The sequence below is a fragment of the Sporosarcina psychrophila genome (assembly GCF_001590685.1).
In the GTDB taxonomy this organism is placed as follows: Bacteria; Bacillota; Bacilli; order Bacillales_A; family Planococcaceae; genus Sporosarcina; species Sporosarcina psychrophila.
Genome location: NZ_CP014616.1, coordinates 3,421,549 through 3,442,870, shown reverse-complemented (window position 1 = coordinate 3,442,870; position 21,322 = coordinate 3,421,549). Strand labels below are relative to the sequence as shown.

Genomic DNA, 21,322 nt, shown 5'->3' with positions numbered 1-21,322 from the left:
TAGATTTACATGATTTCTATAAACAATAGGGATTTTCTTTTCACACCGATAGCGGATTTTATCATTTCGTCTGAAAAAGTTGCGCATGTTCAGGTTGGAAATAATGCAGAGCACGCCCTCCTTGTACTAACAAAAACAGGTTATTCAGCTATACCGGTCCTTGATGCGAAATATCGTTTAAAAGGGTTGCTCAGTATGGGGATGATTACTGATTCTATTTTGGGACTTGAACGTATTGAATATGAACGTCTTGACGATTTAAAAGTTGATGAAATTATGCAAACTGATTTGCCATCCATAAAAACGACGGATCGATTCCAAAAAGGGCTCGATTTATTAATTGACCATACATTTCTTTGTGTGACGGAAGAAGACGGCACATTTGCAGGCATATTATCACGAAGAGTAATAATGAAACAATTTAAAAGATATATTTACTCGGTTGAATAATTGTTTTGTTAAATTGTGGGCTCCTAAATGGGGCCCTTTTCTGTTTAAAGGAGAATCTAGACTGTGAAAAATAATAAAATTACGAATCGCCCACTTGTGCTCATTTCTGTCATGTTGGCAATGTTTGTTGGTGCGGTGGAAGCGACGATTGTGACTACAGCAATGCCCTCAATTGCTTCGGACCTTGGTGGTTTTTCAAGATATAGTTGGATTTTTTCTTCTTATTTACTGATGAGTACAGTTACTGTACTCATTTATGGGAAATTGGCGGACTTATTTGGCCGAAAACCAATTTTGTTTATTGGATTGACGATATTTCTTATTGGGTCTATATTATGTGGTTTTGCAGTTTCGATGGAGCAGTTAATTGTATTTAGGTTACTTCAAGGCCTCGGTGCGGGTGCCGTAATGCCGATTGCTACTACGATTGTAGGCGATATATATACGACGGAAGAACGGGCGAAAGTCCAAGGGTATTTATCTAGTGTATGGGGAATTTCAGCTGTATCAGGTCCCGTTATTGGTGGGCTGATTGTTCACTATATGAATTGGAAGTTTGTTTTCTGGGTGAATGTGCCGCTTGGAATACTTGCAATGGTCGGTATCTATCTGTTTCTACATGAACCAAAGCGGGAGAAAAAGGTTTCGATTGATTATAAAGGTGCCTTCCTACTTACGTTATCGTTATCCACTATTTTATACTGGCTTGTTGAAGGTGGTCAGGCATTCGGTCGCTTGTCGTTTTACAGTATCACCCTCGTTATTGTAGGACTCGGGTCGTTAGCGTTATTTGTTAGGGTCGAACGACAAGCAATAGATCCAGTAATGCCATTTGCATTGTGGAAAACCCCCGTTATATTGTATGCGAATCTTGTTTCGTTAACGACAGGGGTCATATTGATTGGAGTTTCCTCTTATTTGCCGACATTCGTTACAGGTGTTATGGAACAGCCGGCGATAATTGCTGGATTCACCCTGACAGCAATGTCTATCGGATGGCCGATTGCATCCTCTGTTGCAGGTCATTTGTTAATCCGCTACGGTACGTTTCATGTATCTTTTGCAGGTGGGTTATCACTCATATTTGGAACAACCTTATTTGTCATGATGGACGCTGGGTCAGGACCTTGGTGGGCTGCGATTGCAAGCTTTTTTGTGGGCGTTGGCATGGGACTGACAAGTACATCGTTCACCGTCACAATCCAAGGGGCGGTTCCAAGAGAGAAGCGAGGATCAGCGACGGCTGCCAATATGTTCATGCGGAATTTCGGGAATACGGTAGGGGCGGCATTATTTGGCGCGATTTTAAATGGCATGTTAATGGCCCGGTTCAAAAAGGATGATTTGAATTATAGTTTAGATGATGTCAATTTACTTCTGACGGATGAAATGAGAAAAACGATACCTGCAACAAAAGTACAGCTGTTACAAAATGCGCTCGATGGCTCGTTGCAATGGGTGTATATTACTGTAGCCATTTTTGCTGTTATCAGCTTGCTCTTTATATTAAAAATTCCACGTGGAAAGGGGTATTTGAATGACAACGACAGAACTTGAAATCATTAAAGCATTAGCAGAAGAAGGGAATATGCGAAAAGCTGCAGAGCGACTTTTTTTATCGCAACCGGCACTTTCTCAGCGGCTACAATCAATTGAAAAGGAATGGGGAACGTTATTGTTCATCCGCTCGCAGAAAGGTCTTGAGCCGACGCCAGCGGGAGAATTGATCATCGGCTATGCACGTGAAGCGATTATAAAACGTGAAGAAACGTTTGAAATGATTGCATCGATGGCGGACAAAGTGCACGGCACATTGAAAATTGCATGTGCATCCATCGTAGGGCAGACGTGGTTGCCTCAAGTATTGAAAGAGTATGTTGAAATGTATCCAGATGCCAAAATATCGCTGATAACGGGATGGAGTTCAGAAATTGTCAAAGCACTATATGAAGGAGAAGCTCATGTTGGAATTGTTCGGGGCCAGGTAGATTGGAAGAGTAAAAAAACGTATTTATTCCGAGACCATCTCTATTTAGTAGACCGTGAAATTACGTCAATCGAAGAATTGAAAGATACGACTCGTCCATTTATTCAATTCAAGAGTGACTCGAATTACCATATGGAAATTCAGCGTTGGTGGCAGCGTCATTTCGACCAAAATCCGGGGCGTCAAATTACAGTCGATCAGATTGAGACTTGTAAGCAACTGGCGTTAAATGGGATTGGTTATGCGATATTACCGTCAATTACGTTGACCGGTGATGAAGATGTCAATAAAATGCCGCTTTTGAACAATGAAGAAGAATTTGAGTTGACCCGAGATACATGGTTAATCGGCTATGAATCTTCGTTTGCACTAAAACAAGTGGATGCATTTACACAAATTGTCCAAAGTCATGCTGAAAGATTACAAAAAGATTACAATTATTGAGAAATAAAGGAACTTTAGGTTGTCTCGTTCGTACTAATAGATGAGAACAATTAGTCTACTGATAGATTTCTATTCAGCATGACAGGAGGAAATTAGTATGTGGAAAAAGTTCGGGGTAGTGTTGGTTTTGTTTGTTGGAATGATTGTCTTCATTCCAGCTGTCAATGCTCTTGCAGCTCCAAATCTGAAAGTGAGTGTTTCGGCAGGCATCGACGGTAAAGCAAAGGAAGGAAAAGGTGCTCCAGTAGTAATTGTGATTGAGAACAGTGGAACTGCATTTAGCGGGGATCTTGTAATCGACGTTCCGAGTTACTTTACGACAGGAAGTGGGGAAGCTATCCCTGTTGATATCGGTGCAGGGGAGACCAAAACGATTTCGCTTGTCATCCCGAGTATGACTGATATGAACAATATGTATGGGGGAATGTCGAACACGAAAACAATTTACCTATACGAGGGCGGATGGGAAAAAGGGAAAGAAGTTGTACATAAAGGAGCACAAACATTAACGACGACCATGTTTTACGATGATTCGAAATTCATCGTAACGTTTACGGATAATCCGGATCGTCTTGGCGCTTTGAAAACTAGCCGAATTTTGAATGCTTCTACTAGCCAAATCATTAGTGCGTCGAAAATGGGTGAACCAAATTTCCCGGAAGAAGCGGCAGGATGGGGAGCGGCTGATTTTATCATCATCGATGAGTATCCGCTTGCCGATTTATCTGAAAAGAAACAGAATGCGTTGATAGGATGGGTTCGTTCAGGAGGCATCTTAGTAATCGGAGGTTCTGATAACGTGAAAGCGGAGACGGGTGTCTTTTCAGATCATTTGCCTTTGACGTTGAAAGCAAGTTCTAAAGCGAATCCTGAAGTTTTGAATAAGTGGGCGGGAACAAAAGGATTTGAAGGCACAATCCCTTCCTATTTAACAGCATTAAATCCGGGTGCATCGTCTCTTCTTGAAGATGAAGGAAATGTCCTCGTTGCCTATTCCAAGTTGGGCCAGGGGCAAATCGTCCAAACGGCTTTTTCAGTCGGCGATGACCCAATTGCTAAAATGGTTGGAATGCCGGCGTTCTGGGGGACATTATTCGATGCGACGGGACATTCAAATCAATGGGGACAGAATCCTTATGACAGTCCGAATAATGCAATTGTCCATACGGTAGCTAGCACCAATGAATTGTTTCCTTCATTCAAAGTATCTACGCCATTAATTTTTGGAATAATTATATTTTATATTATTCTTATTATACCAGTGCTTTACTTTATCCTTAAACGGAAAGACAAACGAGAATATGCGTGGTGGATTATTCCATCCATTGCGATACTGGCGTCCATTGCCATATTTGCATACGGAGCGAAAGATCGAATTGGAAGAGCACAAATTCAACATTCCGCAATATTAAATGTTGAACAGGATGGTAGTTTGACAGGGTATTATGTGGAGTCAATCCTAACCAATAAAGCTGGGAACTTTACATTTACTGCACCTGTTGAAACAACGCTTGGTGCTTCGTTGCCAAATAATGATCCTTTCAGGTCTTCTCAAGCGACTATCCATAAACAAGCAATTGTTGAAAAGGACGCAGCAGGTACGACAATGCATCTTCGAAATATTGGCTATTGGAATGTAGGGACAGTGTACGGAGAAACCAGGATCGAAAAGCAAGGGAATTACGAAATCCAATTAAATGTAACGGATAAAAAATTGACGGGTTCAGTGACAAATGGATTTCCGTTTGCATTGAAGGATGTATCGATTTGGTCGGGAACAAAACTGATTCCAATCGGTGATCTTGGACCGGGGGAAACTGCCCAAGTGGATGAAACGCTAAAAACCTCTACGTTGCTTCCGAGAAAATCGATGTTCAATTCGTATATGAATCCTGCACCAGTCAATATGGATGATTTAACGAAGATGAGGAAAGATAGCGTTCTCTCATTTGCCGGTGATTATATGAACAAGACTTCGAGTCCAGCCGTAATTGGTTATACAGATACACAGATTGTTCCTATTGAACTTCTTAAAGTAAAACCTTCAGTGTCAGCATTGACGATGCTCGTTCAAACAGCAATGGTAGACGTGACGTTGACTGATGTGTTTACAGTTGAACCAGAGATGATGGAGATGTCGATGCTGTCAGAGGATGGACAGTTTCAGCCTGATTCACAGGGATATGGTACGGATGAATATTACTTTAATGAGGCTGTGTACAATCAAACATGGCAATTACCAGCAGGGTTAATCGGAAAGAACATGAAATGGACATCGCTGGAACTATCGAAAATACAAAAAAAACTATATGATGTCAGCATATTAAATGTGCGAACGGGTCAATACGAGCAGTCAGAGTCTGGGAAATTGGTGAAGACGGAAAATGTTAACGACTATATAACGCCTGATGGAAAAGTTGTTGTCCGAATCATTTTTCATGATGAAAAGAATGGTAATCAAGGCCGTGCTCCTATGCTGAAGCTGAATGGGGAGGTGTCGCAATGATAGAGATAAAAGGACTTACAAAGAAGTACGGCCAATTCAAAGCGCTTGATAATTTGAATTTGACGTTGAGTGAAGGAACAGTTTTTGGGTTTGTTGGTGCGAACGGCGCTGGGAAATCGACGACATTCCTCATTCTTGCGACCTTATTACAACCGACTGCGGGGGACGTTTTCATCGACGGAGTGAATATCCGGAAGAATCCGGAGGCAGTTCGTAAAATGATTGGCTATATGCCTGACTTTTTTGGTGTCTACGATCAGCTAAAGGCGGACGAGTACCTGGACTTTTACGGTGCGAGCTATGGCATTCCTGAAGCGGAGCGGCAAAAGCTTATTCCGCAATTGTTGGAACTCGTCAACCTGTCACATAAGCGTCATGCGTACGTAGATCTTTTGTCGCGGGGGATGAAGCAGCGGCTTTGCTTGGCGCGCAGTCTTATCCATGATCCTAAAGTGCTTATTCTTGACGAACCTGCATCTGGACTGGATCCGCGTGCACGTGTTGAGATGAGAGACATTCTAAAAACATTGAAAAAGATGGGCAAGACGATTTTAATTTCATCACATATTTTGCCTGAACTGGCGGAAATGTGTGATGAAATTGGGGTAATTGATAATGGTCGTCTCATCGCACACGGCTCTGTTGCCGAAATTCAAGATAAGCTGCGCGGAGAAAGAGTTATTACAGTCCGTTTGGCTGGATCGCTCGATAGCACAATCGCATTTTTCGAAGAAGATCCGTACGTGTCAAATATCGAACAGTTGGATGCGAATGATGGCGTCAGATTTTCATATAAAGGGACGGAAGAAGACCAGGTCCAATTGTTGAAGCAAGCGATCACGAATAATGTTCCAATCCTTTCATTCATGGAGCACGTGACCAATCTGGAGGATGTGTTCATGGAAATTACGAAAGGAGCCGATTAATATGAAGATGAATTTCAATAATCCGGTTCTCTTTAAAGAATTGAAACTAAGGTTCCGCTCACCAAAAAGTTTCGTTGGTATCCTATTCTACTTGATAGCAATGTGTATTTTTGTTTTTGGTTTCATCTTTGCGACAATGACTATGTCAGGGACGTCTTATTTCAGACCTAGTGAAAGTTTCATCTTGTTTGGGTTGTTAGCATTTATCCAACTAGGACTTGTGTTATTCATCACTCCGGGTTTGACGGCTGGAGCAATTAGTTCGGAAAGGGAAAAACAAACGCTGTCAATTTTATTGACGACATCACAAAGTTCATTTCAAATTATTTCAGGAAAGTTGTCGTCATCAATCGCATTCCTGTTGCTGCTCATTGTGGCGGGATTACCGGTCTATAGTTTAGTATTCCTATTCGGCGGTATCTCTCCATTGGACTTTGTTAAAGTGTTCTTTTTCTTATTTGTAACGCTTCTTGCAATCGGCAGTGTAGGTGTTATGTTCTCCACGCTTATTCGCCGGACGATTGTTTCGATGATTGCAACGTATGGAACAATGCTGTTTCTATCGGTCGTCACTGGGTTCATATTCTTGATTGTTATGCAAATGATAGAGTTCAATCACATGGGAACAGGTACGCCGCCAACTTCAATGCTTGGGCATATTCTGGCGTCAATTAATCCTGCAATCCTCTTCGCATCATTCCTTTCGACAGGAATGGGGGATAGCATTTCGGAAATGACGCAAGTGAAATTTCCGATTTGGATAGGCTATCTTATTTTCTATTTGTCACTAACGGTTATTTCACTATTTATTTCAGTAAAGAAATTGCGTGTTAATATGAAACGTTCAAAATAATAGGGAGGTGGGCGAATGGAAAAGAAATCAGTATTAAAGAAATATGTGCTGGCTACTCTGTACCGGCTACGTTTTGAAAAAGCCATCTATACGGTGCAGACTGGAATGTTTGCTGCCGCCCTTTTCGCGGTCCTTTTAGTTGTCGCTTCTCGACTATTTGTCCTTCCTTATTATGGACGTATCGCGCTTATCGGTGCAGTATTGCTACTCATTGCGACAATCGTTTTCATTATCTACAAAAGATATAACAACGCTGAAGCGGTAAGGCAGCTTGATGAATTTATGCCAGATAATCTTCTTATAACAGCGATGGATATCAAGGTCAATGAAACTCATCTTGCTCCTGCTATTATCATTGCAGCCGAGTCGAAAGTGGCGGTTGCTTTTGAGCAATTTAAAAAAAGGGAGAAACGGTATGTAAATCCAAAGATGCTAGGTGGATTCATTATTATATCTGCTTGTCTTGCCCTATTAATCACGTTTCCCTCTGAAGCGCAGTTAGAAGCGGGAGCGATTGAACAGGAAAAAAAGATTATTGAAGAGATGCAAAAAGATGTGCAGGAATTGATTAAAAAAGAAGAATTACCCGAAGTGAAAAAGGAATTGCAGGAACTCGCTGAAAAGCTTTTGGAAGCGGAAACGTCGGAAGAAGCGTTGAAAGAACTTGTTAAGAAACAGAAGGAATTACGATTAAAAGAACAGCGTCTAGCAGACAAAAAAGAGTTAGCTAAGACATCTGGTGATCCAACCGAATCGTTAAGCGAGGCGGAAGAAAAAGAACTTAGTGAGCTTATGAAACTTACGGATAAACTTGCGCAAAATGCAGGTGAAGCACATAGTGCGTTGAATGAAATCGGTAAAGCACCTGCATTACCCGCCCTTGCAAGCTCAGGGAGTAGCTCTTCAGCAACAGGGAGTGATACTAAAACTGGGACATCAGAAGGTGAAGGCCAAGGGGAAGGTCAAGGCGAAAGTGAAAGTGAAGGCGAAGGCGAAGGGGAAGGTCAAGGTCAAGGTCAAGGTCAAGGTCAAGGTCAAGGTCAAGGTCAAGGTCAAGGTCAAGGTCAAGGTCAAGGTCAAGGTCAAGGCCAAGGTCAAGGTCAAGGCCAAGGCCAAGGCCAAGGTCAAGGTCAAGGTCAAGGCCAAGGCCAAGGTCAAGGACAGGGCCAAGGAGGAACCGGTGCTGGCCAAGGTTCGGGAGGAAGGAGTCTTCTTTCAATCCCGAATGACCGTGTAGGGGAAAAAGGGAATTCGTCCGTTGTTGGAGGGGACCTTGGTGAAGGGAGTTTCATCGAGGAGCGAGAAACAGAAGGTCCAGTTGAAAAAGGAACAATTCGACCTTATAAAGAAGTTGTTGGAGATTATAAAGATTCTTACCTGAAGAGTACGGATAAGATGAAGTTGCCGCCAGATTTGCAGCACATCCTCTCTGATTACTTTTCCTCAATCGAATGAAGACAGAATGGGAGTGTACGTATGCCATTTACACCAGAGCAGTTTGAAGAAATGAGTGGGAAACTAGGATTAGTTAAAGAGGAAATCGGTAAATTCATCGTCGGACAACAGGAAGCGGTCGAGTTTTCTATCTATTCGATTTTGGCAGATGGGCACGCACTATTGGAAGGGTTGCCCGGACTTGGGAAGACAATGCTAATTAGAACGATTTCAGAAGTGCTCGATTTGTCATTTTCACGGATTCAATTTACGCCTGATTTAATGCCGGCCGATATAACGGGGACAAGCATTTTGGAACGAAATGAAGAAGGAATGCAGCGCTTCGCTTTTAAAGAAGGTCCGATTTTTAGCCAGATGGTATTGGCGGATGAAATTAACCGAGCTACTCCGAAAACACAAAGTGCCTTGCTTGAAGCGATGGGCGAAAAAACGGTGACGGTACTTGGAGAGACGAGACAAATGGCACGTCCGTTTTTCGTTCTTGCAACGCAGAATCCGATTGAGATGGAAGGAACTTATCCATTGCCGGAAGCACAGATGGACCGTTTTCTTTGTAAAATAATTTTACCGTATCCAGCGAAATCAGAACTGAAGGAAATTATTCTGCGTACAACGGGACCGCGACTTATCGAAATTCAAAAAGTAATGGATGCGGAAGAAATCGTAATGGCGCAAGAAATGGTCAAAGAAGTTGTTATTGCGGATGAAATGATTAATTACGCGGTCGATTTGGTTTCAGCAACCCACAACAACAACAACGGTTCAACCGATGACTGGGCAAAATATGTTCAGTACGGAAGCGGACCAAGGGGACTTCAGTCAATTATTAGACTCGCCAAAGCGCGTGCGCTTGTGTCAGGTCGTTATCATGTATCCATTGCGGATATTAAAACAGTTGCTAAACCTGCGTTACGTCATCGTATTCTCATCAATTATGAAGGGGAAGCAGAGGGCGTTGACGTTGACGGACTGATCGTTAAATTGCTTGAAGAAGTACGTCAAGGAGCATCGGTGCAATGAACGGTGAACTGTTTCCTAATGGGTTAGCGAAAAGGCTTGGTGCATTGTCAATTGTTTCTCGGTCGGGCCGTCTAGGACATCATAAAGGGACGCATCGTTCAAGGAAGACCGGTTCTTCCCTTGATTTCTCTGATTTCAGGGAATACCATCCCGGTGATGATTTGCGCCATATCGACTGGAATGTCTATGCACGAACGGACAAGCCTTACATTAAGCAGTTTCTTGATGAACAAGAGATGCGTATCCATATTTTACTCGATCCGACGAAGTCAATGGGGGCAGATGGAAAGTGGAATTATGCCCGTCAGCTGGCAATTGCGCTCGGGCAATTAGCGCTTAAAAGTGGAGATACACTATCGTTTTCCACGTGGACTGATGAGCAGGATACCTTTTTTAGAAAGAAAGGCGCTGCGCATCGTGCTTCAGTGACGAAATTCATTTCAGCGATTGAGGATCCGGGATCAACAGAAAATTTCACGGACCGAGCACTTGCGTCTATTCCAAAAGCAGTAACGGTGTTGTTCATCCTGACAGATGGACTTGAAGAGGTCGAAAAGTGGGAACATCTTTTCCGCCGTCTGCCAGGAATTTGCGGTGACGTACGTGTTGTAACGATTCATTCGAAAGTGGAAGAAGCTCCAAATTACGAGGGGGATATTCGATTTGTCGACATCGAGAGTGGTGACGGCATCGAAGTGACTATGACGAGGCGTACGGTTCAAGATTACCTGGAAAAGAAATCGGTACATGAAGCACAAATGATAGCGCTTGCCCGCAAATACGGTATTCAACTTATTCGTGCAGAAGTTGCTGAAGGGGTCATGGAAACCGTAACTAAAAAAATGCGCCATGCAGGATGGGTGCGATAGATGGAGGCGGCTAAGTGGGATTTGATAAGTTAGTGAATGGTTGGACGGTGGTTTTTCCTTTGGCCGTCCTTCTCTATTACTTTTTCCGAAAACGCTACGAAACGACAACGATATCATCGACATTGTTCTGGGAACAATCGATGCGGGAAACAAGGGTGTCTCCTTACTTGAAAAACTTGCAGCGGAATGCCTTGTTTTATCTGCAAATGGCGGCACTTCTGCTAATAGTATTTATTTTACTAGGGCCTTATCTTACTAAAGAAGAGGAGGTCGGTGGTCATACTATTCTTATTGTGGACACGTCTGCGACTATGCTAGCTAGCAATGAAGGAACTTCACTATTTGCGCGAAATCAGGAAGCAATGAAGGAACTAGTCGCGAGTCGTCCGGGAGAACCAATCACAATTATGACGACTGGGAAAGAGCCCATTGTCGTCATACGGGAGGAAACAGACGGCGAAGCAATCATGACCGCTATCGATAAATTAACCGTTACATATGAACATGAATATATGGAACGGGCCATTGAGTTTGCAAAGTCAATCTCTACAACAGGTGCTGCTATTCATATTTATACGGATTCGCTAGATCAAGCAACTTTTTCTGAAGGAGAAAGTGCCATCGCGTGGACAATTCATGGGGATGAAAATCCTAAAATCAATGTCTCCATCGATAAATTCGGAGCGGTCAAGACACCTGAAGGAACGGAAGCTATTATAAGAATTACCAATGATTCAGATGATACTCAAATCGGAGCCGTACATATTAAAGATCTACTAACCGGTAACTTATTGATAGCTGAAACTTTTTCTATTGAAGGCGAGGAAGAAGTACTTTTATCGTTCAAGGAATTACCCGAAAGTAAATTATTACGTGCCGAAATCGTTGTAGAGGACGATTATGAAGTCGATAATACGGCCTACATATTGTTAGGTAATGAGACGGGGGAGGCTGTTGTCGACGGGCACTTGCATGAGTTGGTCAAGAGAGCATTTGAAGCTGTCGGATTAACCGTTACGACCGGTTCCACGACTGAAATGCTTGCTGCGCAGGAAGAGTCCATTATCGTGACAAATGATGTTTCATTCCTGAAAAAAGGAACGAAGCCGGTGATAATTGTCGGAAGGAACGATGAATCCACTGAACCAGTTGCAGGCGCTGTACAAAACACCTCAGATCCATTGTTTACGGTTGCAGATATTAGTGACGTCTACGTAAGTGCCTTGTATCCGTCGTTTAAATCGTATACGACAATCGCGACTGTGGGCGATAAGCCGTTCATCCAAAAATCGAAGCGCGGCGACATTGTCATACTTGCAGATATTGAGCTGACTGATTGGCCACTTCATCCGTCCTTCCCACTATTTGTTTGGAGTACAGTTGAATTGTTGCGTTCTGAAACGGATTCTTTAGGGTTATTTGTACCGAATGAGCGCAAAGCGGTTCTTTCGGGTAGAACAGAGAATGGACTGGAAATCTACACGATAGATGATGAATATGTCACAACAATTACGGATGGTTCGAGTTTCATCGCGCCAACACGTCCAGGTATTTATAAAGCATTGGACGGAGGAGTAGAAAAGATGTTTGCTGTTCAGCTTGAGAAATCTGAAAAAGAGCTTGTACAGGGTTCATCGTACCAAATCGGGCATTCTGAAAATGTGAAAGGGAATGAAGAAGGGAAAAATAGGATTGGCTGGCTATTCCTCGTGCCACTTTTGCTTCTTCTACTTATTGAATGGGAGGTGCAAAGAAGACGTGGATATCCGAATTGATCAGCCTGTATGGCTTTTATTGTTCATTCCAATTGCGCTTTATATGGGGTATACATGGAAATCATCGGGCATGCGGCTTATTGGAAAAGGAACCATTCTCTTTGTTCTAAGATGTACTGCGATTGCTGCTCTCATCTTTGCACTGGCAACTCCTTTTATAACGCTGCGAGCTGATAAAGAACAAATATTGTTTGTTGTAGACCGCTCTGTTTCAATTGAAAGTGCCGGAAATTCAGCGGATAAATGGATTGCAGAAAGTCTGAAAGGCCGTCAAGTGAATCAGTCAGTGGGTATGTATTCATTCGCAGAGACGTTCCGAACAGATTCACAGTTGACAGATGCAGACGTAGAGCTTCCGGTAATTGGGCAGATGGAATCAAGAGATGCAACCGATATTGCGAAAGCGATTGACCTTGCTGCAGCAGTGGCTAAAAATGATAGTGCGACACGGATCGTATTACTGTCTGATGGTTTGGAAACAGTGGGCAAGGTTGAAGAATTATTGCCTAAATATAGTGAAGGCCGTATGATCATTGACACTGTTTTACTTGAACGACCAGGAAGTGCGGACGCTTCGATCTCGATTTTTGATACGCCTCTGACTGCTTACGAAGGCGAGAAGCAGTTGCTACAAGTTGAAGTGGAATCATCTACTCGAACTACTGGTGAACTGCTCATTTATCAAAATGATAAGGAAATCATCAAAGAGCAGGTGACACTTGAGCCAGGTAAGAACACTTTTTCATTTCGGACATCGGCAACTGGAGGCGGGTTGCTGAAATACGAAGCTAAACTCCTTGTATCGGATGACAGCTTTTTAGAAAACAACCGAATGCTGTCCGTCACAATGATGGAACGTTCCCCGAGTGTGCTCGTTGTTCAGACGAGCCGTAATCCATCAGCAATCCCAGCACTGCTGGATAAAAACGTGATGAGCGTAGATGTTGTTGATGCGGAACAATTACCAGAAACGCTGTCGGGTTATTTAGGCTATGGTGCTATCATTTTTGATAATGTGCCAGGGCACGTCGTTGGTGAGGATAAGATGACGGTCATTGAACAGGCTGTGAAAAACTTTGGTACAGGTTTCATGATGGTCGGAGGGGACGAAAGTTTCGGGCTTGGCGGATACTTCAAGTCTCCGATTGAACGGCTTCTTCCAGTTGAGATGGAAGTGAAAGGAAAAGAATCGCTTCCTTCGCTCGGGCTAATGATTGTTATGGACAGATCGGGAAGTATGTCCGGTTCGAAAATCATCTTGGCAAGAGAAGCAGCTGCCCGATCGGTAGAGCTTCTCCGTGATGATGACACGTTTGGTTTTACTGCATTTGATGATCAAGTATGGGAAGTCATTCCAATCGGTAAGCTAGAAGATAAGAAGGACGCAGTCGAACAAATCCTTTCCGTTCCGGCAGGCGGGGGGACGGATATTTTTCCGGGCATGCAAAAAGCCTATGATGATCTTGCGGATTTGAAGCTACAAAGAAAACATATTATTTTGATGACAGATGGCCAATCACCGATGCCTTCGGATTACGAAGAAGTGATTGCGGAAGGTAGAAAAAATAACATTACGATGTCGACGGTTGCTATCGGTTCAGATGCCGACTGGTCGCTTTTAGAAGATCTTGCGGAGAATGGTGGCGGACGGTTTTACGATGTCGTCGATGAGTCGACAGTACCGGCAATACTGGCCCGAGAAACGTCGATGATGACGCGAACATATATCGAGGATAATCCATTTTATATGACGCTAGGCGGTGTTCCTGAATGGTCGTCTTTGTTTAGAGAAGGGGTTCCGCAAATGAATGCCTATATTGCAACGACTGCGAAAACTACAGCTACGATTGCAGGGATTAGCCATAAAGAAGACCCAGTCATTGCTGAATGGATGTATGGACTCGGAAGGACTGTTGCATTCACATCTGACTCAACAGGGAAGTGGACGGGTGATTTAGTAAGATGGGACGGTTACCCAGAGTTTTGGAATACTGCAGTGGCACGATTGCTGCCGTCATATGAAGAAGTCCCTTACATCATCACCCATGAACGAGGTGGCACCTATACGGTAACAGATAGTTCTCGTAAGGCGGCATTCCTCGACATAGCCGTCGTGGATGAAGCAGGACAAGAAGTACCATTCACCTCAGAGCCACTTGCTCCCGGTAAAGTACGGGTAACTGTAGATGCCAAACCGGGTCTTGTATTTTTCGGTGTATCGGATGATAAAGGCGGATTGTTCGAAGCTGGCCTTTCAGTACCGTATAGCGATGAATATAAACCGGCAGTACCGAACGCAGCACTGATGACTAAAATTGCCGAACGGACAGGCGGAAAAGTGTTAGAAGAACCGACAGAGGCATTCCGTGATCACCCCTTTAAAAGTGGTGAAAAGATACGGATTGCAGAATGGCTAATCTTAGTAGCGATGATTTTGTTCTTTATCGATATTACGTTGCGTCGTTTCGGTATGTTCAAAGGGCTTACGAAGAAACGTCTAGTACGCGAACCAGTTGTCAAGGAGACATCGACAGCAGGGGAGAGTATTGCTGAATTATTGAAGGCGAAGAAGAAACGATGATTTGAAAGATTCCAAACCTGTAGAGGCTGTTATCTGCAAAGATTTTTACCGGTGGCGGTCATAATCTAAGTCATGCCGGTCATAACAAGTCTCATGGCGGTCATAACTGCATCCATGGCGAGCATAACAAGCTGCATGGCGGTTATAACGTAAAGGACGGTTATTGTTACATGAAGAAGCCCCATCACACTGGAATCTTTCAAGTGTGATGGGGCTTCTTTCATATGTTTATAGACCTGTAAGTAAATCTCCGTTTCGTTTTGCCCAATAGGATGCAATGACAAAACAGACCAGTAGGATGACTGTACCGATAATATATGGGTAAATAATATTGATATCAAACAGGATACCCGCAAGTGCAGGTCCAACCATGTTACCTAGAGACATGTATGCAGTCATCATACCAGCTGCAAAACCTTGTTCTTCGCCCGCCAGCTTCGAAATAAGTGTGTTAACGGCAGGTCGAAGGAGAGATGTAGCAGTGAAGAAAATCGTTGCTACGAAAAGAATCATAAAGAAAGAATTGACGAATACAATGCCAATCATTGCAAAAGCCGCGATGATAAGATTGACTTGAATGACGCGCATTTCCCCAAATCGATTGAACAGTTTGTTGATGACAAATGTCTGAGCGATGACTCCGACAAATCCTCCAACTGTAATGATGACGGCGATTTGGGCAGGTGTATAGCCGTATTTATGGTCTACATAAAGTGAAATTGTAGATTGGAAATTAGCCAAACCGAATGAAAAGACAAACATGACAATTAGCATGACGAAGTAAGGGGTTGTAGTTGAGCGCTTCATCTGCATGACAAGATTTTCCCTCTTTTTTTTAATTCCAGGATTGTCTGCACTACGAGGCGCCGGATTTGGTAAAGCAAAAATGGAAATAACCGCTGCCGTTAAGGCTGCTGCTGTCGCGATGTAAAAAGGGAATTGTAAGCTAACTTTTGCAAGGAATCCGCCGATTGCAGGTCCAATCATGAATCCTAGCGACATGGAAGCACCGAGAAGGCCCATTCCTCTGCCTCGCTGTTCGTATGTTGTGATATCAGCAACAAATGCCATCATAGGCGGTATGAGGAATGCAGAGCCAAGGCCAGAAAAGAATCGTGAGGCATACAGCATCCATAATTGGGTTGAGGTTCCGAATGCAAGTTGCGATAGACCAAAAATAATCAATCCTATAATAATCAGCTTTTTCCGTCCGTGCTTATCAGATAGATCGCCGGCAATCGGAGAAAAGATAAATTGTGAAAATGAGAACATGGCAACTAGAAAACCAAGAGCTTGACCAGCAACGCCAAACGTGCCCAGGTATTCAGGCATAATTGGGATTATAAGACCGATGCCTGCCATGGCGATGAACATATTGAACATTAAAACGTATAAGGCAAAATTATTAGATTTGACTGCCATAATTATCCCAACTTTCCAAACTGTTTCGTGTCACTAAAGTATAATACCATAAATCGCATGGGAATAGCTTTTAATGAGACTTCTGTACAGAAAGTAAAGACGCCCTTCGTGTGTATGAAGGGCGTCTTTATCATATCTATATAGGTTGAAATAAAGAAACCCATTGAATTAGCTACGGCGCTAGGGGATGCCTTCCGCCATAAGCTAGCCTAGTTATGCGGAAAAGAACGCCGCTGGGCCTGCAGGGTGTAGGTCATGCAACTAGGAGGGATTGTGAACTACATCCCTCCTAGTTGCGACAGGGCGTCGCGAACTTAGACTGCCTTCCTCATTTCGTTACATTGTCTAGTCTCAGGCGGCCAGATGCTCGGGTCATAAGCCAGCCTGGCTATGCGGAAAAGAACGCCGCTCCGCCATTCTGTCTTATGCCTGTCGCATCTAAACGGCCGCATCGACATTTCGTTACTTCATATCCATTTTGAATTCCAGGAACAATTCATTATAATGGCCAAGCATTTCAAGACCGAGATTTCTATATACTTCAAGATGATCACGTGTTTCTTCATCGGGATAGAAACGTTCATCTTCTGTCACTTCAGCATCCATCAGGTCGAGAGCTGCCAAATTTGGTGTGGAATAGCCGACGTAATCGGCATTTTGTGCGGCAACTTCGGCATCGAGCATGAAGTTGATAAACGCATGTGCACCATCGATATTTCGTGAAGTTCGGGGAATAACCATATTATCGAACCAAAGATTGGAGCCTTCTTCAGGGACGATATAATCGATATCCTCGTTCTCATACATCATATCGGCGGCTTGGCCGGACCAAGTAAGTGAGATAGCAGCTTCTCCATTAATCATCAGTTGAGTCACTTCATCCCCGATGACGGCTTTGATATTAGGGCTAAGTGTTTTTAACTTATCTGTCGCTTCACGCAATTCGTCCATATCGGTAGAGTTCAATGAATAGCCTAATGAGTTTAGCCCCATTCCGATTGTTTCACGCGCGCTATCGACAAGAATAACTTGCTGTGTAAGAGTGGGGTTCCATAAATCATCCCATTCTTCAAATGTCTGTCCCTCTAAAAGTGAAGAATTGTATGCAATGCCGACCGTCCCCCAAAAGTAGGGTAGCGAATATTTATTGTCAGGATCGAAAGGTAAATCGAGAAAATAGGAATCGATATTTTTGATGTTTGGAATCTTACTGTAGTCGAGTGGCAACAGTAAATCTTTTTCCTTCATCATTTCAATCATATATTCAGAAGGCATTGTAATGTCGTAGGATGTTCCACCCTGTTCAATTTTCCCCATCATTCCTTCATTTGAATCAAACGTTTCGTACGTAACCTTAATGCCTGTTTCTTTCTCGAACTGTTTAAGTAAATCGGGGTCGATGTATTCACCCCAGTTATACACAGTAATGGAATCCTTGCTGGCACTTCCTCCGCTTTCATTTAACTTGCTATTGATGAGTAGTAAAATAGCGGAAATAATAATAATCACTACCGCACCACGTAAAATATCTTTCATTTTTTCACCCCCGAAAGCGGTGTTTTGGTTTTGCGGCTAACAGCGTAATAGCCTAAAACAAGTACAACCGTCACTAAGAAAATAAGTCCCGATAATGCATTGATTGTCAACGTAATACCAGCGCGTGCCATTGAATAGATTTCAACAGACAGCGTGGAGAATCCGTTTCCAGTGACGAAGAATGTTACGGCAAAATCATCGAGAGAATACGTCAATGCGAGGAAGAATCCTGCAAGTATTCCCGGTTTAATAAATGGAATAATAACGCGTGTCAAGACATCGCGTTTTGAAGCCCCAAGATCGAGTGCGGCATCGATTAGCGTTGGACTCATTTCCTGTAGCTTAGGCAGTACCATAATGACAACGATCGGAATACTGAAGGCGATATGTGAAATAAGTACGGAAGCAAATCCAAGCTTGACGCCAATCATTGTGAATAAAATAAGGAAAGATGCACCGATGATAACGTCCGGGCTGACAATCAAGATGTTATTGAGTGACAACACGGCATTGCGCATCGCTTTATTGCGCATGAAAACAATAGACAATGCACCGAGCACACCGATTGCAGTAGAAACGAGTGCAGACAATAACGCGACGACAATTGTATTGATTAAAATGACAATCAACCGAGTATCTTCAAAAACTGCAGAGTAGTGTTCAAGCGTAAACGACTCAAAATTAGACATGTTGCCGCCTGAATTGAACGAGTAAAAAATCAAGTAGAAGATCGGAGCATATAAAATAATGAATACGACTACCAAATAGATTTTAGGAAGCTTACTTAACTTTTCCATTGATTGTCGTCCCCCTATCGCTACTGCTCGTAATCAACATGATGATAAACATAAATAAAATTAGGAATACGGCGATGGTTGAACCCATTCCCCAGTTTTGCGTGACAAGAAACTGTTGTTCAATTGCGGTTCCAAGTGTAATGACTTTGTTACCTGCAATCAGTCGAGTAATCATGAACAGCGATAGGGCAGGGATGAAAACAACTTGAATTCCCGATTTAACACCGTTTAATGTTAAAGGCCATATGACACGCCTGAATGTCGTCCATGAATTAGCACCTAGATCACGTGACGCGTCGATAAGCGCCGGATTTAGTTTATCAAGTGAATTGAAAATCGGTAAGATCATGAACGGGATGAAAATGTAAACGGATACGAAAACGAAACTAAAATCAGTGAATAGAATTTGCTGACTGCCAATACCAACCGTTTCTAACAATGCATTTATTGGACCATAAAGTCCGAAAAGGCCAATGAAAGCATATGTTTTTAGAAGAAGATTAATCCAAGATGGAATAATAATGAGCAAAAGCCAAAGTTGCTTATGCTTCGTTTTCGTCAGGAAATAAGCAGTTGGATAGGCAAACAGTAACGTGAACAATGTAATGAGAAACGCATACCAGAATGAACTGATAGTCAGTTTCAAATAGACAGAAGAGAAAAAGTTTATATAGTTGTCAAAAGTGAAATGGCCAGCTAAGTCAAAAAATGAATAGTAAATGATAAGTGCAATCGGCGCTATGACAAAAAGTAGAATCCAAGCTGTATACGGAATCGTGTACAACGGGCGTAGTGGTTTATTGTTCATTATCCGCTACCCCGTATGCCTCAAGTCTTGCATCGAATTCCTCTTCAGATTCGTTTAAGCGCATGACATGAATGTCTTCCGGATCAAAATCGAGTCCGACCGTTACGCCGACTTCCGCTTTTTTAGTTGAATGCACAAGCCATTCATTGCCATCAGCATCGTAAGTAGAGAGTTCATAGTGAACGCCGCGGAATAATTGTGTATCTACTGTCACGTTCAATTTCCCTTTATCGACAGTTGTGAGTTCCAAATCTTCCGGACGAATGACGATATCGACTTTCTCATTTGGATTTAACCCTTTGTCTACACATTCAAATGTTTTGCCGGTAAATTGGACTACAAAATCTTCAATCATTTTTCCTGGTACGATATTGGATTCGCCAATGAAATCTGCGACAAACCGGTTGATAGGTTCATCATAAATATCAAGTGGAGTTCCTGATTGTTGAATTTCTCCTGCATCCAAGACGAAAATTTCATCAGACATCGCGAGTGCCTCTTCTTGGTCATGTGTAACGAATACGAACGTTTTACCTAATCGTTGCTGTAATTCCCGGAGTTCGTATTGCATTTCAGAACGCAGTTTCAAATCGAGTGCTGATAGCGGTTCGTCGAGTAATATAACTTCTGGGTCATTGATGATTGCACGTGCGATGGCGACACGTTGACGTTGCCCACCGGACATTTCTGCGATTTCCCGATTTTCATAGCCTTCCAAGTTGACGAATTTCAGTGCTTCAATAACGCGACGTTTGACTTCGACTTGTTTCACTTTCTTAATACGTAGCCCAAATGCAACATTTTCAAAAACATTCAAATGCGGAAACAACGCATAATCTTGAAAAACCGTGTTTACTTGTCGTTCATTGGCAGGTACGTTGTTGATCTTTTTCCCATTGAAGAAAATTGTCCCATCCGTTGGTTCGATAAAACCTGCGATGAGACGAAGAATTGTCGTTTTGCCGCAACCTGATGGACCAAGTAATGTGTAAAACTTTCCACGTTCCATTTCAAAGGAAACACTGTTCAATACAGTTGTATCATGGTTATATTTTTTTGTGACATTTTCGAATCGAATAATTGGCTGAGTCGTCATGCTGACACTCCTTTTCTTTATAAGTAAGATTCTGTCGCGACGAGCAGTATTTCGCTCGTTCCGTTAGATGCATTTGATAAACAGTGATGCTCGGATGCATCATAGTAGACTGCATCTCCTTTTGAAGCGATGTGTTGTGTATTCCCAATGATCACGGCGACTTTTCCTTTCAAAACATATATAAATGTTTCTGCAAGAGATGGCTCGAATTTTTTAAATTCGCCCTGTGCGTGAAATGTGATGTGGACAGGTTCCATATCATTCTCATTTGATCTGGGCACTAACCACCGAATACTATATTTCATCTCATCATCGCTGTAGATCGTCTGATTATCAGTCGAGTAGACAACTTGTACATTTTTCTTGGGTTCGTCAAAAAAGTCTTTAGGTGTCGTTCCTAACACTTCTAATAATGCAAAAAGCGTTTCAATCGAAGGGGAATTCAAATTTCGTTCCAACTGTGAAATATGCCCTTTCGTTAAATCAGTCCGTTCTCCAAGTTCTTCCTGAGTGAGCCCCTTTTTTAAGCGTAGGCTTTTAATCCTGCTTCCAATCTCCATGGACATCCCCCTAATCGTAATGGAGTTTAGTAATACTATACTTGAAGTTTACTGAAAACCCTTCTAATTATACAAAATATCAAGCGAAAATCAAGGGTTACTTTAATATAACTCAGCAGAAGTATCTCGCTTCTATAAATGACATGATTGATAATACATGTGTTGGTTAACCAAACAAACTTAAATAAACACAATGGAGGGCACTGAAAAAGTACGATATCCTTCAATCCCGTTGAT

Annotated in this window: 17 protein-coding genes; 11 read left to right on the top strand and 6 right to left on the bottom strand. The window is 42.6% G+C overall.

The window, feature by feature from the left end:
- The first annotated feature begins 9 nt into the window (after nt 1-9).
- The 11 genes from cbpB (at nt 10) to AZE41_RS16385 (ending at nt 14,866) form a co-directional block, all read left to right on the top strand.
- On the top strand, nt 10-450 hold the full coding sequence (gene cbpB, locus AZE41_RS16435; protein WP_067211660.1) for a cyclic-di-AMP-binding protein CbpB: 441 nt from the start codon (nt 10-12) through the stop codon (nt 448-450).
- Between the two features lie 111 nt (nt 451-561).
- A complete protein-coding gene (locus AZE41_RS16430; protein ID WP_082786834.1) occupies nt 562-2,007 on the top strand; it encodes an MDR family MFS transporter in 1,446 nt (481 codons plus the stop codon).
- Nucleotides 1,988-2,881, top strand: a complete 894-nt coding sequence (locus tag AZE41_RS16425; RefSeq protein ID WP_067211655.1) for a transcriptional regulator CcpC — start codon at nt 1,988-1,990, stop codon at nt 2,879-2,881. Before AZE41_RS16430 ends, AZE41_RS16425 begins: the two co-directional genes overlap by 20 nt.
- 97 nt (nt 2,882-2,978) lie before the next feature.
- Nucleotides 2,979-5,387 carry a DUF8725 domain-containing protein gene (locus AZE41_RS16420; RefSeq protein WP_067211652.1) on the top strand — a complete coding sequence of 803 codons (2,409 nt, stop codon included), beginning with the start codon at nt 2,979-2,981 and terminating at the stop codon, nt 5,385-5,387.
- Complete coding sequence (locus AZE41_RS16415) at nt 5,384-6,313, top strand: ABC transporter ATP-binding protein (RefSeq protein ID WP_067211650.1); 930 nt, start codon at nt 5,384-5,386, stop codon at nt 6,311-6,313. Before AZE41_RS16420 ends, AZE41_RS16415 begins: the two co-directional genes overlap by 4 nt.
- Nucleotide 6,314: 1 nt before the next feature.
- The gene (locus AZE41_RS16410) at nt 6,315-7,166 is read left to right on the top strand and encodes an ABC transporter permease (protein ID WP_067211648.1); all 852 of its coding nucleotides are present in this window, start codon (nt 6,315-6,317) and stop codon (nt 7,164-7,166) included.
- Nucleotides 7,167-7,181: 15 nt separating this feature from the next.
- Nucleotides 7,182-8,621, top strand: a complete 1,440-nt coding sequence (locus AZE41_RS16405) for a DUF8809 domain-containing protein (protein WP_067211645.1) — start codon at nt 7,182-7,184, stop codon at nt 8,619-8,621.
- Between the two features lie 21 nt (nt 8,622-8,642).
- The gene (locus tag AZE41_RS16400) at nt 8,643-9,641 is read left to right on the top strand and encodes an AAA family ATPase (RefSeq protein ID WP_067211644.1); all 999 of its coding nucleotides are present in this window, start codon (nt 8,643-8,645) and stop codon (nt 9,639-9,641) included.
- Nucleotides 9,638-10,510, top strand: coding sequence for a DUF58 domain-containing protein (locus AZE41_RS16395; RefSeq protein WP_067211642.1), 873 nt, complete (start codon nt 9,638-9,640; stop codon nt 10,508-10,510). Before AZE41_RS16400 ends, AZE41_RS16395 begins: the two co-directional genes overlap by 4 nt.
- A 14-nt stretch (nt 10,511-10,524) precedes the next feature.
- Nucleotides 10,525-12,285 carry a vWA domain-containing protein gene (locus AZE41_RS16390; protein WP_067211639.1) on the top strand — a complete coding sequence of 587 codons (1,761 nt, stop codon included), beginning with the start codon at nt 10,525-10,527 and terminating at the stop codon, nt 12,283-12,285.
- Nucleotides 12,269-14,866 (top strand): VWA domain-containing protein, encoded by a 2,598-nt coding sequence (locus AZE41_RS16385; protein ID WP_067211637.1) that lies wholly within the window; start codon nt 12,269-12,271, stop codon nt 14,864-14,866. The genes AZE41_RS16390 and AZE41_RS16385 overlap by 17 nt, the downstream gene beginning before the upstream one ends.
- A 228-nt stretch (nt 14,867-15,094) precedes the next feature.
- Here the strand turns inward: AZE41_RS16385 and AZE41_RS16380 are convergent, their stop codons facing one another.
- From AZE41_RS16380 to AZE41_RS16355, 6 genes are all read right to left on the bottom strand, one after another.
- Nucleotides 15,095-16,288: an MFS transporter gene (locus tag AZE41_RS16380; protein WP_067211634.1), complete on the bottom strand. Its 1,194-nt coding sequence runs from the start codon at nt 16,286-16,288 to the stop codon at nt 15,095-15,097.
- Nucleotides 16,289-16,750: 462 nt separating this feature from the next.
- Nucleotides 16,751-17,824 carry an ABC transporter substrate-binding protein gene (locus AZE41_RS16375; protein ID WP_067211632.1) on the bottom strand — a complete coding sequence of 358 codons (1,074 nt, stop codon included), beginning with the start codon at nt 17,822-17,824 and terminating at the stop codon, nt 16,751-16,753.
- Entirely contained in the window at nt 17,821-18,621 is an 801-nt protein-coding gene (locus tag AZE41_RS16370; RefSeq protein ID WP_067211630.1) for an ABC transporter permease, read from the bottom strand. Before AZE41_RS16370 ends, AZE41_RS16375 begins: the two co-directional genes overlap by 4 nt.
- Nucleotides 18,605-19,429 carry an ABC transporter permease gene (locus AZE41_RS16365; protein WP_067211627.1) on the bottom strand — a complete coding sequence of 275 codons (825 nt, stop codon included), beginning with the start codon at nt 19,427-19,429 and terminating at the stop codon, nt 18,605-18,607. The genes AZE41_RS16370 and AZE41_RS16365 overlap by 17 nt, the downstream gene beginning before the upstream one ends.
- Nucleotides 19,419-20,525 (bottom strand): ABC transporter ATP-binding protein, encoded by a 1,107-nt coding sequence (locus AZE41_RS16360; protein WP_067211626.1) that lies wholly within the window; start codon nt 20,523-20,525, stop codon nt 19,419-19,421. The genes AZE41_RS16365 and AZE41_RS16360 overlap by 11 nt, the downstream gene beginning before the upstream one ends.
- 17 nt (nt 20,526-20,542) lie before the next feature.
- A complete protein-coding gene (locus AZE41_RS16355; RefSeq protein ID WP_067211624.1) occupies nt 20,543-21,085 on the bottom strand; it encodes a helix-turn-helix domain-containing protein in 543 nt (180 codons plus the stop codon).
- Between the last annotated feature and the right edge of the window lie 237 nt (nt 21,086-21,322).

Excerpts from the sequence above, each read along its gene's own strand:
- AZE41_RS16430 (WP_082786834.1), top strand. The coding sequence starts at position 562 with ATGTTGGCAATGTTTGTTGGTGCGGTGGAAGCGACGATTGTGACTACA.
- AZE41_RS16375 (WP_067211632.1), bottom strand. The coding sequence starts at position 17,824 with ATGAAAGATATTTTACGTGGTGCGGTAGTGATTATTATTATTTCCGCT.
- AZE41_RS16380 (WP_067211634.1), bottom strand. The coding sequence starts at position 16,288 with ATGGCAGTCAAATCTAATAATTTTGCCTTATACGTTTTAATGTTCAAT.
- AZE41_RS16355 (WP_067211624.1), bottom strand. The coding sequence starts at position 21,085 with ATGGAGATTGGAAGCAGGATTAAAAGCCTACGCTTAAAAAAGGGGCTC.
- AZE41_RS16365 (WP_067211627.1), bottom strand. The coding sequence starts at position 19,429 with ATGAACAATAAACCACTACGCCCGTTGTACACGATTCCGTATACAGCT.
- AZE41_RS16415 (WP_067211650.1), top strand. The coding sequence starts at position 5,384 with ATGATAGAGATAAAAGGACTTACAAAGAAGTACGGCCAATTCAAAGCG.
- AZE41_RS16370 (WP_067211630.1), bottom strand. The coding sequence starts at position 18,621 with ATGGAAAAGTTAAGTAAGCTTCCTAAAATCTATTTGGTAGTCGTATTC.
- AZE41_RS16410 (WP_067211648.1), top strand. The coding sequence starts at position 6,315 with ATGAAGATGAATTTCAATAATCCGGTTCTCTTTAAAGAATTGAAACTA.
- AZE41_RS16400 (WP_067211644.1), top strand. The coding sequence starts at position 8,643 with ATGCCATTTACACCAGAGCAGTTTGAAGAAATGAGTGGGAAACTAGGA.
- AZE41_RS16420 (WP_067211652.1), top strand. The coding sequence starts at position 2,979 with ATGTGGAAAAAGTTCGGGGTAGTGTTGGTTTTGTTTGTTGGAATGATT.
- AZE41_RS16360 (WP_067211626.1), bottom strand. The coding sequence starts at position 20,525 with ATGACGACTCAGCCAATTATTCGATTCGAAAATGTCACAAAAAAATAT.
- AZE41_RS16395 (WP_067211642.1), top strand. The coding sequence starts at position 9,638 with ATGAACGGTGAACTGTTTCCTAATGGGTTAGCGAAAAGGCTTGGTGCA.
- AZE41_RS16405 (WP_067211645.1), top strand. The coding sequence starts at position 7,182 with ATGGAAAAGAAATCAGTATTAAAGAAATATGTGCTGGCTACTCTGTAC.
- AZE41_RS16425 (WP_067211655.1), top strand. The coding sequence starts at position 1,988 with ATGACAACGACAGAACTTGAAATCATTAAAGCATTAGCAGAAGAAGGG.
- cbpB (WP_067211660.1), top strand. The coding sequence starts at position 10 with ATGATTTCTATAAACAATAGGGATTTTCTTTTCACACCGATAGCGGAT.